We start from the raw sequence: 14,226 nt of genomic DNA, 5'->3' as shown, positions 1-14,226 counted from the left end.
GATGGGTCGACGCCTCGGTGCCACCCACTGTGCTTGCGCTGGAGAAATCCCATTCATTCCCAGGGCTTATTCTCCGGCGCGACTCGATCGAGCCTGGCGATGTGCTCGTGGTCGGCGGGGTGGAGGTGACCACCCCGGTACGGACCGCGTTCGATATCGGGCGATGGGTTCCGTCACCGCAGTCCGTGATCTTCCTCGATTCACTCATGGCCGCCACCGGCCTCGAGCGGGATGCGGTGAGTGCATTCGCGTCACTGCGTCCGAGGTGTCGGGGTATCCGGGCGCTGCTCGACGCCCTCGGTCGGGTGGATGGAGGTGCGGAATCGCCGCAGGAGACGCGCACCCGACTGTTGCTGATCGACGCTGGACTTCCGAAACCCACCACCCAGATCGACATTCGAGATGCGCGTGGTCGATTTGTCGCGCGGATCGACATGGGGTGGGAGAGGTGGCGTGTCGGGGTGGAATACGAGGGCGTGCAGCACTGGCTCGACGAGCGTCAGCGGACCCGCGACATCGAGCGGTACGAGGACCTGCAGCAGTGCGTTTGGCATATCGTTCGGGTCAATTCCGAATAACTCCGCCGTCGTCCCGACGAAGTCGTCCGTCGAGTTCGGGCCAAGCTCCGTGAGGCAGGAGCACCGATCTAGCGAGATCGCAGTTGTGCAGGGGATTTGTCCAGTTCGGGTGGCATAAGTGCGAACTCGGCGGAACCACAACGGACCACTAGATGGCAGCAATCGTCAAACGCTCGTAGCGTGGAGAAGTGACCTCCACCAAACCTGGCATCTCCACTCTCGGCGAACTCAAGGCATCCGGACATCGGCAGCGGTCGATCAAGGAAGAGCTCCGCGAAAATCTTCTGACGGCGTTGCGTGACGGCGAAGATCCGTGGCCGGGGATCGTCGGCTTCGGGTCGACGGTGCTGCCGCAATTCGAGCGCGCGATTCTGGCCGGTCATGACGTCGTTCTGTTGGGTGAGCGTGGGCAGGGCAAGACGCGTCTGCTGCGCACCCTCAATCTGCTGCTCGACGAGTGGGTGCCGGTGATCGCCGGTGCCGAACTGGGCGAGCATCCGTACGAGCCCATCACCCCTGCGAGTATTCGTAGAGCGAAGGAACTGGGCGACGATCTGCCCATCGAGTGGCGGCACCGCAGCGAGCGGTACGCAGAGAAGCTCGCGACCCCGGATACCTCGGTGGCCGACCTCGTCGGCGATGTCGATCCGGTGAAGGTCGCCGAGGGCCGCAGCTTGGGCGACCCGGAGACCATTCACTTCGGTCTGGTTCCGCGGAGTCACCGCGGCATCGTGGCGATCAACGAGCTTCCCGACCTCGCGGAGCGCATCCAGGTGTCGCTGCTCAACGTCATGGAGGAGCGCGACATTCAGGTCCGCGGGTACACCCTGCGGCTCCCGCTCGACGTCATGTTGGTGGCCAGTGCCAACCCCGAGGACTACACCAATCGCGGACGCATCATCACCCCGCTCAAGGACCGCTTCGGTGCCGAGATCAGAACGCACTACCCGCTCGAGCTGGACGACGAGGTAGCCGTCATCGATCAGGAAGCGGACCTGCAGGCCGAGGTCCCGGCATACCTGCTCGAGGTGCTCGCTCGATTCACTCGACTGCTGCGCGAATCGCCGTCGGTCGACCAGCGCTCCGGCGTCTCGGCACGATTCGCGATCGCCGCTGCCGAAACGATCGCTGCCGCAGCGGTTCACCGCGCCGCGATACTCGGCGAAGCGGACGCGGTAGCGCGGCCAGTGGACCTGGGAACGATCATCGAGGTGCTGCGCGGCAAGGTCGAGTTCGAGTCGGGCGAAGAAGGCCGCGAAATCGAGGTCCTCGAACACATGCTTCGACGCGCGACGGCCGATACCGTCCGGGCACACTTGGGTGGCCTGAACCTCGCGGCGTTGGTGACGGCCGTCGAGACCGGCGACCCGATCGTCACCGGCGATCGCATCACCGCAAAGGCACTGCTCGACGAGCTGCCCGACGTATCCGTGATCGGCGACATCACCGAGCGGTTGAAGGCAACCTCGGACGGCGAGAAAGCAGCCGCCGTCGAACTGGCACTCGAAGGTCTCTACCTCGCGCGGCGAATCTCGAAGGATCCCGACGACGACGGCCAGACGGTGTACAGCTGATGCGTCGCTCCAGGTACGGGCGCTATCACGAGGGCCCGGATCCACTGGCTCCTCCCGTCGATCTGCGGGAGGCGTTGGATGCGATCGGCGAGGACGTCCTCGAGGGGGCGTCGCCTCGCCGGGCGTTGCAGGAGATGCTGCGGCGCGGAACGAAGAATATGAGAGGGCTCGACGACCTCGCGGCCCAGGCTGCCAAGCGTCGCCGAGATCTGTTGAAGCAGAACAACCTCGATGGCACGTTGCAGGAAGTGCGTGAGCTGCTGGACAAGGCGGTGCTCGAGGAGCGTAAGGCGTTGGCGCGTGCCCTCGACGACGATGCGCGGTTCCAGGAGATGCAGATCGGCGATCTGTCTCCGTCCACCGCCCAGGCGGTGCAGGAGCTCTCGGATTACGACTGGCGTTCGTCGGAGGGGCGCGAGAACTACGAGAAGATCAAGGATCTGCTCGGCCGCGAGATGCTCGATCAGAGATTCGCCGGCATGAAGCAGGCTCTCGAAGGTGCCACCGAGCAGGATCGCCAGGCCATCAGCGAGATGCTGAAGGACCTCAACGAACTGCTCGACGCCCACAACAAGGGCGAGAACACCGACGAGCAGTTCGACGAGTTCATGAACAAGCACGGTCAGCATTTTCCGGAGAATCCGAAGAATGTCGACGAGCTACTCGATTCACTGGCGGAAAGGGCTGCCGCCGCGCAGCGACTACGCAACTCTCTGACTCCCGAGCAGAGAGCAGAGTTGGATGCGTTGGCGCAGCAGGCCTTCGGTGATTCGAACCTGCTGGATCAGCTCGATCAACTGGATCAGAATCTGCAGCAGGCCCGGCCCGGTGAGGATTGGGACGGCTCGCAAAATTTCCGTGGCGAGAACGGCATGGGCCTCGGCGACGGTACCGGTGCGCTTCAGGACATCGCGGATCTCGAGAACCTGGGCAATCAGCTCTCGCAGCAGTACAACGGCGCTGCCTTGGACGACATCGACGCCGACGCGTTGCTCAAGCAACTCGGGCCCGAGGCTGCGGCCGATGCGAGGATGCTCGCCGAGCTCGAAAAGGCGCTGCAACAGCAGGGTTTCATGGACAAGGGTGCCGACGGTCAGTGGCGTCTGTCGCCCAAGGCCATGCGTCAATTGGGGCAGTCGGCGTTGAAGGATGTCGCTGGAAAGCTGTCTCGACGCGGCGGCGAGCGAGATACTCGTAAGGCCGGCGCGATGGGTGAGCCGACGGGAGCGTCGCGCACCTGGGAATTCGGCGACACCGAACCGTGGGACGTGACCCGCACGGTCAACAATGCCGTCCTGCGTACGGCTGCACAGGGATCGGGCTTTCCGGTGCAGCTGCAGGTGACGGATGTGGAGATCAGCGAGACCGAAACCCGAACGCAGGCTGCGGTGGCGTTGTTGGTCGACACGTCGTTCTCGATGGTGATGGACGGCCGCTGGGTACCGATGAAGCGCACCGCACTGGCTCTGAATCATCTGGTGAGCACTCGATTCCGCGGGGACGATCTGCAGCTGATCGGATTCGGCAGGCATGCACAGACATTGACGGCCTCGGAGCTCGCCGGCCTGGACGGTGCCTACGATCAGGGCACCAATCTGCATCACGCGTTGATGCTCGCAGTGCGGCATCTGCGTCGTCATCCCAATGCACAGCCGGTGGTCTTGATCGTCACCGACGGTGAACCGACGGCTCATCTGGAGCCGGACGGTCATGCGTATTTCGATTACCCGCCGTCGTCGAAGACGTTGGGTTTGACGGTGCGTGAGCTCGATACCGTCGCGAAACTCGGTGCGCAGGTGACGATTTTCCGTCTCGGTGACGATCCCGGTCTGGCCCGGGTGGTCGACAAGATGGCCGAACGGGTCGGCGGCAGGGTCATCGCGCCGGATCTGGACGGATTGGGTGCTGCAGTGGTGAGCGACTACCTCAAGCGTCGACGGTCGTAGTCACTTCTCTGCTGCCTTGATGTCCACCGAGACTCCGCCCCAGAAGGCGAGTCCGGTGATGACCACTCGGGGCGCACCGGGGTGCGTGGCGCTGACGTGCTCGAATCCGCCCATGATCCCGGTGCCGCGGACCTCGACGCCGATGCCGGGCGGCACGGTGATCTCGATGCCGCCCATGATCGCGACGCAGTTGATCGTGGTTTCCTGGGCGGAGAACGTCGCTCGGCGTAGGTCGAGTTGCACTCCACCCCAGAAGGCGAGCGCGTCGATGCGTGCGGCGACGGTCCACTCGCCTTTGCGAACCGACCCGCTCATGATCGCGATGGCTCGATCGGTCTGGGGCGCACCGGTGTGCGTCGTCTGCGGAGGTGGGGTGAGGGCCAGGTCGTCGGTCAACAGGTCCAAGTCGCCGTATGTCTTCGCTCGGTACGCCGCGGCCGTCCGCTCGTCGTACTCGGTGACGGTCAGTTGACCGTTGGCGAACGCGTCGCTCAGCAGCTGCGCCACGAGGTTGCGATCGGCATCGGCAGCGCGCACCGTACTTCGATTTCGGTCGGGTAGTTGGTCGCTCACCGGTCGGACATTACCGGCGACCGGGTCAGGCCGCATTCAGGATTGCGCGATGACCCAGCGGCGACGCCAGCGTGATCTGCATGGTGGCGTAGACGGCAACCATGATGCAGGACTTGTCCTCGGCGTCCGGTCTGGTCCCGGTACGCAGTTCGATCGTGACGGCCGTATCGGTCTCGGTCACCGTCGCGTCGGCTCCGTAGCACTCGGGCGTGCCGGTGACGAAGTGCACCGCGATGGTGTTGGGGGACACCTGGCTCCACGACTCGAACGGAGTGGTCGTCGCACGGATCAGATCCGGGGTCGACTCGAACATCGTGCCGACGTCGCCGACGGGAACCTCGTGGGGGACGGGCGGCGCGCTGGGTTGCTGGACGAACCCGATGGGGGTGGTGGAGTTCGTTGTCGGTGTCGTCTCGTCGTCGTCACCGGCGGCGGTGCTGCAGCCGGCCAAGAGCAGGCACAGCATGACACCTGCAGCGAGAAACCTCATGAACCCAAAGTAGCGCTGGGAGCTGAGGAGAACCTTTGTGTTCGTCTCATGCCAGCAGCACCGTGACGAGTGCGATGACGGGAATCGAGACCAGGGTCGTGACGAATGCCGTGTCGCGGGCCAGAACGACCCCTCGCTGGTAACGGCTCGCGAAGACGAAGACGTTCTGCGCTGTGGGCAGTGCCGAGACGACGACGATGGCGAACAGGTCGTGCCCGTCGAGGCCGAAGACGAATCGGGCCATCAGATACCCGAGCAGGGGCTGCAGCGCCATCTTGAACAGGGTCGCCAGAGCCACGTCTCGTCGCGGGCTGATGCCCTTCTGCAGCACCCGCGCGCCGTACAGCGACAGTCCGAACGCGAGCAGTGCACCCGGAACGGACAGGTTGCCGACGAGTTGGAACGGCTGCATGAGCGCCTCGGGGAGCTCGAATCCGGTGATCGACAGTACGAGACCCGCAGCCCCGGCCAGCACGATCGGATTTCGGAACGGCGTCGTGACCGTCTTGAACAGAGAGACCTCGTCGATCTTGGTGGAGATGTCGAGGACGGTCACCGCGATCGGCGTGTAGATCATGATCTGGAACAGCAGCAGGGGAGCGACGAAGTTGGCGTCGCCCAGAACGAACACGGCGATCGGGATACCGAGGTTCGCGGCATTGACGTAGGAGCTCGCGAGTGCGCCGACGGTCGCGTCGGGCACGGCGCGTTTCAGCGCGAGCTTCGCGATGACGAAGTAGATGGCCCCGACGAGCAGCGCAGTGGAACCGGCGACGGCAAGAACGGGGGACAGGATGACCGACAGGTCCGAATTGGCCAACGTGACGAACAGCAGCGACGGCGTCGCCACGAAGAAGACCAATCGGCTCAGAACGAACTGGCCGTGTTCGCCGAGGACTTTCAGATGGGCGAGCAGGTAGCCCAGTGCGATGACGACGAAGATGACGGTGAAGCCTTCGAGAACGCCGGACATCGTAGAACTGCTCGTTTCTTGCTGGGAACGACAGAAAGGCCACGTAGCCCAGGGCTACGTGGCCTTTCTCGAAAGCTGATTCAGCGGCTGGTGAACGGCAGCAATGCCATTTCACGAGCGTTCTTCACTGCAACAGCGACCTGGCGCTGCTGCTGCGGGGTGAGCCCGGTGACCCGGCGGCTACGGATCTTGCCGCGGTCGGAAATGAACTGACGAAGAAGGTTGATGTCCTTGTAGTCCACCGTGGTGACCTTGGCGGCGTTCAACGGGTTCTTCTTCGGTCGACGTCCCGCCTCTGCGCGGACCTTCTTCGACGGTGCTCTCTTGACTGCCATCTCTACCTTTTCCCTTACCAGCTCGACTTGTGGACGCCTGGCAGCTCCCCGCGGTGAGCCATCTCGCGCATCTTCACGCGGGACAGCCCGAATTTCCGTAGGTAACCGCGCGGACGTCCATCCGCAGCGTCACGATTGCGCAATCGTACCGGACTCGAATCGCGTGGCAGACGCTGCAGTGCCGCCTGGGCCCCCGCGCGCTCGGAATCGCTGCTCGAGGGCTTGCGAATGATCTCTTTGAGCTCGGCGCGACGCGTTGCCCAGCGCGCGACGACGACCTTGCGTTGTTCGTTCTTCGCGATCTTCGATTTCTTGGCCACCGGTCAGCGCTCCTCTCGGAAATCGACGTGCTTGCGGACGACCGGGTCGTACTTCTTCATCACGAGCCGGTCGGGATCGTTGCGACGGTTCTTGCGGGTGACGTAGGTGTAGCCGGTACCGGCGGTCGACTTGAGTTTGACGATGGGACGGACGTCGGTGCTCTTGCCCATCAGATCTTCTCCCCACGTGCGCGGATCTTGGCCACCACGGCGTCGATGCCGTCGCGGTCGATGGTCTTGATGCCCTTGGCCGAGAGCGTGAGGGTGACGCGGCGTCCGAGGCTGGGGGCGTAGTAGGTCTTGCGCTGGATGTTGGGATCCCACCTGCGGCTGGTGCGCACGTGGGAGTGCGAGACCGACTTTCCGAAGCTGGGGGTGCGGCCGGTGACTTGGCAGTGCGCTGACATGAGCACTCCTTTCTTGCCGTTATGACAATCGTTTTCGACAAAGCGTTCAAGCGAATGTAGCGTGCATCCTCAGGGAATGACAATCGTTGTCGAGAAGAAAGGCGCTCGTGAACACATCACCGGACGATCGAACCCCGATGGTCCTCGTCTCCGGCTGGACCGGAGCCATGGACGCTGTCGTGACATCGCTGCTCGCGCCGGGAACTGTCGCAGTCCGCCACGACCTGAGCCGCGTCACCGAGGGCGTCGTACGCCGAACGTTGTTCGTCCTGGGTGAGAACCCGCGCGAGACGATCTTGGAACTGGCGCACGGCTGTGTCTCCTGCACGCTGCGCGAGGACCTGCTGCCGCTGCTACGTGCACTGTCGAGTCGCAGCAGTGTCGATCGCATCGTGCTCGTTCTGGACCCCGCGCTCGAGCCCGAGGCGTTGTGCTGGGCGGTGGACAACGTCACCGTCGCCGACGTGGTGGGGCAGATCGACGGACCGGCCTCGAGGGACGTACGTATCGAGGCCGTGATCGGCTGCCTCGACGCCGCAACCTGGCTGGCCGACGCCACCGGCGACGACACCTTGGCCGACCGAGGCATCGTCGCGAGTGGGGATGACGATCGAACCGTCGCGCAGTTGGTAGTAGGCCAGGTGGACTACTCCGACGCGCTCGTCGTCACCGCAGGTCCCGATGTCGACGCGTGGGAGCGTGCAAGGCTTGCGGCTGTCCTCGCGCGGTTGGCACCGAACGCACCCGTCGTCTGGGTTCCGCAGGACTCGATGGTCGACGGCCCAGCAGTTCTCGCGTCCGTTCCCTTCGATGCCCGGCGCGGTGAGATCACGGACGCCCACTCTCCGCTGTTGCGCGGCCAGCCGCCCTTGTCCGTCGACTGCGGAGTCGCACTCGTGGAGTTCACCGCAACTCGGCCGTTCCATCCCGAACGACTGCACGAGGCCATCGACGTGTTGCTCGACGGCGTCGTCACCGCCCGTGGACGGGCATGGGTCGCTACGCAACCCGACGAAGCGCTGTGGATCGAATCGGCGGGCGGCGGACTACGGGTCGCGAGCGCCGGAAAGTGGCTTGCAGCAATGACTCCGGTGGAACAGGATCGCGTCGACACCACCCGGCGAGCGATGGCTGCGCTGCGGTGGGACGAGCAATTCGGCGATCGAGACACGTCGTTGGTGATCTTGGTACATCAAGCCGACCCCACCGAGATCGACCGAACTCTGCAGTGGGCGTTGGTGTCCGACGACGAGATGACCGATCCCGCTCAGTGGGCCACGTGGACCGACCCGTTCGGCCAGTGGCACGAAGACCCCTGCGAGAGCAGCGAATCCCCGTACGCAGACCAGTCACGAGAGGCAACAGAATGAAGCCAGGCATCCACCCGGACTACCATCCGGTGGTGTTCCAGGACTCGAGCACCGGGAACAAGTTCCTTACTCGATCCACCGTCACGTCTACCCGCGAGACCGAGTGGGAAGATGGCAACACCTACCCCCTGATCGTCGTCGACGTCTCGTCCGAATCGCATCCCTTCTGGACCGGGGCGACACGCGTCATGGACACCCAGGGACGCGTCGAGAAGTTCGAGAAGCGCTACGGCCGTCGAAGCCGAAAGGAGGCGTGAGACATGGCTGTTCCGAAGAGAAAGATGTCGCGTTCCAACACGCGTAGCCGACGGGCACAGTGGAAGGCCGTCGCCCCGGATCTCGTGACCGTGCGTTTTCAGGGCCGTGAGTTCAGAGTGCCGCGCAGGTTGGTCAAAGCAGTTCAGGCCGGCGTCTACGACCCGAGCTGACTGCCCCCTCGTGCGCGTTGTGCGCCCTTCCAGGTACGCACAACGCGCACGAGGGCGGAGCCCGGTACGTTTGCTCGATGGACGGAACGGAACCTTCGTCGAAGGACGTCAAGCGATGGCGGCAGTACCTCGCCGACGAGCGGGCCGAGGCCGCCGTCTATCGCGACCTGGCGGGTAGGCGCAACGGCGAGGAACGCGACATTCTGCTCGAGTTGGCCGACGCGGAAGGTCGCCACGAACAGCATTGGCGCAATCTGCTCGGCGATCGCGTCGGGATGCCACTCAAAGGCGACATTCGTACCCGGATCCTCGGCGTGCTGGCGCGCCGCTTCGGATCGGTGTTCGTGCTCGCCCTCGCGCAACGCGCCGAGACCCGATCGCCCTACGCGACCGACGCGGATGCCACCGACGCGATGACGGCCGACGAGCAAATTCACGCCGAGGTCATCCGGGCATTGGCTGCCCGCGGCCGTAATCGACTCTCGGGAACCTTCCGCGCCGCGGTGTTCGGTGCCAACGACGGATTGGTCAGCAACCTCGCCCTGGTGCTCGGCATCAGCGGATCCGGAGTGTCCAACCAGATCGTGTTGGTCACCGGACTCGCCGGCCTGCTTGCCGGTGCGCTGTCGATGGGAGCAGGCGAATACGTCTCGGTGCGCTCGCAACGCGAACTGCTCGAGGCGTCGTCGCCCGACAGCGCCGCGAATGAGGCCGTTCAACACCTCGATGTCGACGCCAACGAACTCGCCCTCGTCTACCGCGCTCGCGGAATGACCCACGAGGAAGCCGACGCGAAAGCCGCGGACATCATCCGACTGCTGCCCGCCGTCGAAGAACCCGCCACCGACATCGACGAGCACGAATCCATCGGAACCGGACTCGGCGCCGCCGCAGCGAGCTTCTGTTTCTTCGCCTCCGGTGCCGTCATCCCGGTGTTGCCGTATCTGTTCGGTCTCGAAGGCTATGTGGCCCTTGCCGTTGCAGCAGTGCTTGTCGGACTGGCGCTGATTTGTACGGGCCTGATCGTCGGACTGCTCAGCGGCGGCCCGCCCGTCAAACGTGCACTGCGCCAACTCGCCATCGGATACGGCGCGGCCGGGGCGACGTACTTACTTGGACTCGCATTCGGTGGGGGAGTGTAGGTTCCGCTTCTTGGGCCGGAATGCACAAATGCGACGCACATCGACGGGATCCCGTCCGAGCGGCGCACTTCTGTGCATTCTGTCCCGTCTGCCATCCTCGCGTTCGAATTAATTAGTTCGCGTCGGAGTCTTTTCGCTCGATAGGGTCGTCGCCATGCGCGCCACTTGTCTGCCTTGTGCCGCTCTCTACGCGAGAGCCGGTCTGAGCATTGTGCTGCGCGCATATTCGCCCGAGCTGTGTGCTGCTCTCACCGGCAAACAGCGACCCATCGAATAGCTCTCTCTCGACGAGGGGGCAGAAAGGAACATCATGCCCCCGAACAAGGTGGGCTTACGGCTGCTCAACTGGGCGTCGCAGCTCGAGGACAAGACGCTCGAGCAGGCCCGAGAAACAGCGTCCATGCCGTTCGTGCATCCGCACGTCGCTCTGATGCCCGACGCACACAGCGGCATGGGAAGTGCTGTGGGGACGGTTGTTCCGACGTTGGGTGCCGTGATTCCCGCCGCCGTCGGTGTCGACATCGGCTGCGGAATGATCGGTGTCCGAACGGAATTCACTTTCAGTGACCTGGGTGGACGGAACCTGAAGGATCTGCGTCTGGCGATCGAGGCCAGCATCCCCCTCTCGCCCGGCAACTACAACGTCGGTGTCGATCGATGGCGGTTCACTGCGCCAAAGCTGCTCGAACTCGAGGAGTTGGCGGCCAGGGACGGTGTAGAGCTGAACCACTCACCGCAGTGGCGGGAGCAGCTCGGTTCGTTAGGCGGCGGCAATCACTTTGCCGAGTTGTGCCTCGACGAGACCGATCGGGTGTGGCTGTTTCTGCACAGTGGGTCGAGGGGCGTGGGGAACAAGATCGCGAAGAAGCACATCGCGATTGCGCAGCGTCTGTGTGCGCAGTGGTGGATATCGTTGCCCAACAAAGACTTGGCGTACCTGCCCGAGAGCTCTCGTGAATTCGGGCAGTACATCAGAGATCTGAAGTGGGCGCAGCGGTTCGCGTACCTGAACCGGGCCGAGATGATGGACCGGTTCGGCGCGGTATTTGCCGAATGGATGGGAATGGACAACCACCGCGAGGTCGAGCGGATCAATTGCCACCACAACTACACGGTGAAGGAAACGCACTTCGGCAAGGACGTGTGGCTCACCCGCAAAGGTGCGGTGGACGCACACGAGGGTGTGAAGGCGATCATCCCGGGGTCGATGGGGACGCGTTCGTACGTGGTCGCCGGTAAGGGTTCCAAGGCCGGCCTGTGCTCGGCACCCCACGGTGCCGGTCGACAGTTCTCTCGGACCGAGGCCAGGAAGCGGTTCACCCACGAGAACTTGCAGGAGCGGATGAAGGGGATCGAGTTTCGCGACAGTGCCGACTTCATCGACGAGATTCCCGACGCCTACAAGTCCATCGATGTCGTGATGGAGGACGCCCGCGACCTGGTGAGCGTCGAGCACGAGCTACGTCAGATTCTCAACGTCAAGGGGACCTGAGGGTGCAGGGCCTGAACCTGCTGAACGACGAAGGACGCGCACCGAGATCACTCTCGGTGCGCGTCCTTCATGTCGTTCAGGGGAGGAGAAGACTCACTCCTCTTCGGGGCACGAGAAGGTGATGGTCACGTTGCTGCGGTCGATGGGCGCGAAGTACACCGAGCGCAGGGCAGTTGCTTCGCGATCTGCGAGTTCGCATCCGTTGATGGGGCCGTCGAGCTTGACCAGCATCAGGTTGCCGCTGTCCTTGATGATTGCTCGCGCGGCGGAGATCGACTTGCCCTCGATCTTGTCCTTGAAATCGGGCACGTCGGCGGCCTGCGCCAGCGGGGCCAATCCGACCGCACAGGCAATGGACAGTGCAGCTACGGTCAACGACTTCTTCAGCATGACTTCTCCTCGGTTTTCAACTGTTGGCTCCCGTTGACTGGCTGCAGCCACAGGGGCGCGTGCAATCACCGGAGGTGTATAACTCACGTCGAACTTCAGCCAACGGGCGCTGACCTCAAGTTTCGTGATCAGAGTAACAGCGGATCTCGCGGGCGGCGGGGCAGTTGGCCCCGAACTGGACGTGTTCGAGGCCGCGTATGTCCGTTTCGGTTGAACGGGCACACCGACATGCGCTCGATTGCTTGTGTTTCGCCCAATCTTTGTCCGTGGTCGGCCCCGATGTCCGCACCACCGATCGATGGCAGGCGCGGGGCTTTCCTCCCCGACGGGATTGTCCACGTTCGTCCCGTTGTGCCTCGGTGTTCTCCACTTGTTCACCTGAAGTGCTCCGTTCCGTTCAGCGCCCGAGGGGCCTTCACGGTCACCATCGATTCATGACGCTCAATCCCGCAGGCGAGACCGTCGCGACCGGTATTCCGGGGACGCTCGCCGAGAACATGACGATGGCCGAGCAGCACGACTGGCATCGGTCGTTCCTGCGGCGGCACCCGGTGAGTCGACGCAACTTTCTGGTCGGTGCCGCAGCGACGGCAGCCGCGGTGGGCGTCGGGAATTCGGTGTTCGCGCGCACCGCCTATGCGCAGGACGCGCCGCTGGCGGTGGCCGGTCGACACATGGGCTTCGGCAACGACCCGGCGACGCAGTTGCGATTCTCCGCTCAGCTTTCCCGTAATCCCGGCATCACCGGTGTCTTTCTCGATCACGGCCCGACGCCTGCGCTGGGTGCGACGACCTCCGCCGAGGTGCGCAACCTCGTCAGCCAAGTCCCGCAGACCGATGGCGGCATTCTGTCGGCTGAGCAGTACTACGTGCACGTGCCCGTCGACAATCTGACGCCCAAGCTGCCGCACTATTACCGATGGCGTACCGCGGACGGTTTCGTCAGCGACATTCGCAGTGCATCTCCCGCGCTGCCGACCGGACGCATTGCTCCGTTCCGTTTCACCATGATGGGGGACCAGGGCGTCGACGAAACACCCTCGCAGCCAGCGGGTCTGGTGGCCGGCGACTACGACGACCTGTACTACAAGGCCGACAACGAACCGTCGGTCAAACACGCGCGCAACATCAATCGCCAGATCGAGGCGTCGCGTCCGGACTTCCACATTCTTGCCGGCGATATCGCCTACGCGGACCCGTCGGGTGCCGGTCTGCCACCGCAGTTCGCGGGCCACGGCAAGACGCCACCGAAGGGGTTCGACAAGTTCAATCCCTTCGTCTGGGACGGCTATTTTCAGGCCATCGAGGCCAGCGCATCGACGGCACCGTGGTTGTTCGCCACCGGCAATCACGACATGGAGGCGCTGTACAGCCCCAACGGATACGGTGGCCACGCGGCACGTCTCGATCAGCCCAGTACTGGCCCGAAGGGGTGCCCGTCGGCGTATTCGTTCGTGTACGGCAACACTGCGGTGCTCTCGCTCGACGCCAACGACGTCAGTTACGAGATCAAGGCCAACACCGGCTACAGCGGCGGAGCCCAGAACACCTGGGTGGAGCAGACTCTCGCCAAGTATCGGGCAGACCCGAACATCGACTTCATCGTCTGCTTCTTTCATCACTGCGCCTACTCGACCACGTCGACGCACGCGAGCGACGGCGGCGTACGTGACGCGTGGGTATCGCTGTTCGACAAGTACGAGGTCGACGTGGTGCTCCAGGCGCACAACCACGTGTTCGAGCGCACCGATCCGATTCGCGCCAACCGTGCGACGCGGGTCGCCGGCGACAACGCCACGGTTCGCGGAAAGACCGACGGCACCGTGTATTATACCGTCGGCGGGGGTGGCCGTCCGCGTTACACGTTCCAGGACGGCGAGGGCGTCAGCTACCGGGGCCACGAGTTGCCGGACACGGCTGTTCCGAACAGCTACGTCTGGGCACCCGACGGCACCAAGTCGGCGGAGTCGATCACGTGGTCGCGCGTGAGATTCCTGAACTACTCGTTCGTCAGAGTCGATGTGGTGCCCGGTATTCCGGGTATCAAGGCCAGCACGATGTCCATCGGAGCGATCGACGAATACGGCAACGAATTCGATCGCCTCACCTTCGAGCGCGACATCCCGGTGGGCCCGATCTTCGGTTCCTCCTGACTGCCCATGTGAGTGGAACTTCGACCCCTGCTACGAACTTCCACTCACGTGCGGC

The 14,226-nt window shown here is 63.8% G+C and carries 17 protein-coding genes; 9 read left to right on the top strand and 8 right to left on the bottom strand.

Going from position 1 to position 14,226, the window contains the following annotated elements; all coding sequences use genetic code 11:
• The first annotated feature begins 125 nt into the window (after positions 1-125).
• From CH266_RS25805 to CH266_RS05875, 3 genes are all read left to right on the top strand, one after another.
• Entirely contained in the window at positions 126-578 is a 453-nt protein-coding gene (locus CH266_RS25805; RefSeq protein WP_255175852.1) for a hypothetical protein, read from the top strand.
• A gap of 188 nt (positions 579-766) precedes the next feature.
• Positions 767-2,152, top strand: coding sequence for a sigma 54-interacting transcriptional regulator (locus tag CH266_RS05880; RefSeq protein WP_032388654.1), 1,386 nt, complete (start codon positions 767-769; stop codon positions 2,150-2,152).
• Positions 2,152-4,098, top strand: coding sequence for a vWA domain-containing protein (locus tag CH266_RS05875; protein WP_032390810.1), 1,947 nt, complete (start codon positions 2,152-2,154; stop codon positions 4,096-4,098). The genes CH266_RS05880 and CH266_RS05875 overlap by 1 nt, the downstream gene beginning before the upstream one ends.
• On the opposite strand, the gene CH266_RS05870 is transcribed toward CH266_RS05875, so the two are convergent.
• The 7 genes from CH266_RS05870 to rpmB form a co-directional block, all read right to left on the bottom strand.
• Positions 4,099-4,671 carry a DUF1707 SHOCT-like domain-containing protein gene (locus CH266_RS05870; protein ID WP_032371242.1) on the bottom strand — a complete coding sequence of 191 codons (573 nt, stop codon included), beginning with the start codon at positions 4,669-4,671 and terminating at the stop codon, positions 4,099-4,101.
• 25 nt (positions 4,672-4,696) lie between these two features.
• Entirely contained in the window at positions 4,697-5,161 is a 465-nt protein-coding gene (locus CH266_RS05865) for a hypothetical protein (protein WP_027496026.1), read from the bottom strand.
• A gap of 46 nt (positions 5,162-5,207) precedes the next feature.
• A complete protein-coding gene (locus CH266_RS05860) occupies positions 5,208-6,134 on the bottom strand; it encodes an AEC family transporter (protein ID WP_032365917.1) in 927 nt (308 codons plus the stop codon).
• 80 nt (positions 6,135-6,214) lie between these two features.
• On the bottom strand, positions 6,215-6,469 hold the full coding sequence (rpsR, locus tag CH266_RS05855; RefSeq protein WP_008719028.1) for a 30S ribosomal protein S18: 255 nt from the start codon (positions 6,467-6,469) through the stop codon (positions 6,215-6,217).
• Positions 6,470-6,483: 14 nt separating this feature from the next.
• On the bottom strand, positions 6,484-6,789 hold the full coding sequence (gene rpsN, locus CH266_RS05850) for a 30S ribosomal protein S14 (protein WP_032365916.1): 306 nt from the start codon (positions 6,787-6,789) through the stop codon (positions 6,484-6,486).
• 3 nt (positions 6,790-6,792) lie between these two features.
• The gene (gene rpmG, locus CH266_RS05845) at positions 6,793-6,963 is read right to left on the bottom strand and encodes a 50S ribosomal protein L33 (RefSeq protein WP_170944568.1); all 171 of its coding nucleotides are present in this window, start codon (positions 6,961-6,963) and stop codon (positions 6,793-6,795) included.
• Entirely contained in the window at positions 6,960-7,196 is a 237-nt protein-coding gene (rpmB, locus tag CH266_RS05840; RefSeq protein ID WP_032365915.1) for a 50S ribosomal protein L28, read from the bottom strand. Before rpmB ends, rpmG begins: the two co-directional genes overlap by 4 nt.
• Positions 7,197-7,333: 137 nt before the next feature.
• On the opposite strand from rpmB, the gene mrf reads away from it, so the two are divergent.
• From mrf to CH266_RS05815, 5 genes are all read left to right on the top strand, one after another.
• On the top strand, positions 7,334-8,566 hold the full coding sequence (gene mrf, locus CH266_RS05835; RefSeq protein WP_032365914.1) for a ribosome hibernation factor-recruiting GTPase MRF: 1,233 nt from the start codon (positions 7,334-7,336) through the stop codon (positions 8,564-8,566).
• On the top strand, positions 8,563-8,823 hold the full coding sequence (locus CH266_RS05830; RefSeq protein WP_032385686.1) for a type B 50S ribosomal protein L31: 261 nt from the start codon (positions 8,563-8,565) through the stop codon (positions 8,821-8,823). The genes mrf and CH266_RS05830 overlap by 4 nt, the downstream gene beginning before the upstream one ends.
• Positions 8,824-8,826: 3 nt before the next feature.
• Positions 8,827-8,994 carry a 50S ribosomal protein L32 gene (gene rpmF / locus CH266_RS05825; protein ID WP_027496033.1) on the top strand — a complete coding sequence of 56 codons (168 nt, stop codon included), beginning with the start codon at positions 8,827-8,829 and terminating at the stop codon, positions 8,992-8,994.
• 77 nt (positions 8,995-9,071) lie between these two features.
• Positions 9,072-10,136: a VIT1/CCC1 transporter family protein gene (locus CH266_RS05820; protein ID WP_094714924.1), complete on the top strand. Its 1,065-nt coding sequence runs from the start codon at positions 9,072-9,074 to the stop codon at positions 10,134-10,136.
• A 310-nt stretch (positions 10,137-10,446) separates the two neighbouring features.
• A complete protein-coding gene (locus CH266_RS05815) occupies positions 10,447-11,628 on the top strand; it encodes an RtcB family protein (protein ID WP_094714923.1) in 1,182 nt (393 codons plus the stop codon).
• Positions 11,629-11,721: 93 nt separating this feature from the next.
• Here the strand turns inward: CH266_RS05815 and CH266_RS05810 are convergent, their stop codons facing one another.
• A complete protein-coding gene (locus tag CH266_RS05810) occupies positions 11,722-12,018 on the bottom strand; it encodes a hypothetical protein (protein ID WP_094714922.1) in 297 nt (98 codons plus the stop codon).
• A 434-nt stretch (positions 12,019-12,452) separates the two neighbouring features.
• Between CH266_RS05810 and CH266_RS05805 the strand changes: the two genes are divergently transcribed.
• Complete coding sequence (locus CH266_RS05805; protein ID WP_094714921.1) at positions 12,453-14,171, top strand: metallophosphoesterase; 1,719 nt, start codon at positions 12,453-12,455, stop codon at positions 14,169-14,171.
• Positions 14,172-14,226: the final 55 nt, after the last annotated feature.

It is taken from the genome of Rhodococcus sp. 06-1474-1B, from assembly GCF_002258885.1.
In the GTDB taxonomy this organism is placed as follows: domain Bacteria; phylum Actinomycetota; class Actinomycetes; order Mycobacteriales; family Mycobacteriaceae; genus Rhodococcoides; species Rhodococcoides fascians.
This window is presented reverse-complemented; position numbering and strand designations above follow the sequence as displayed.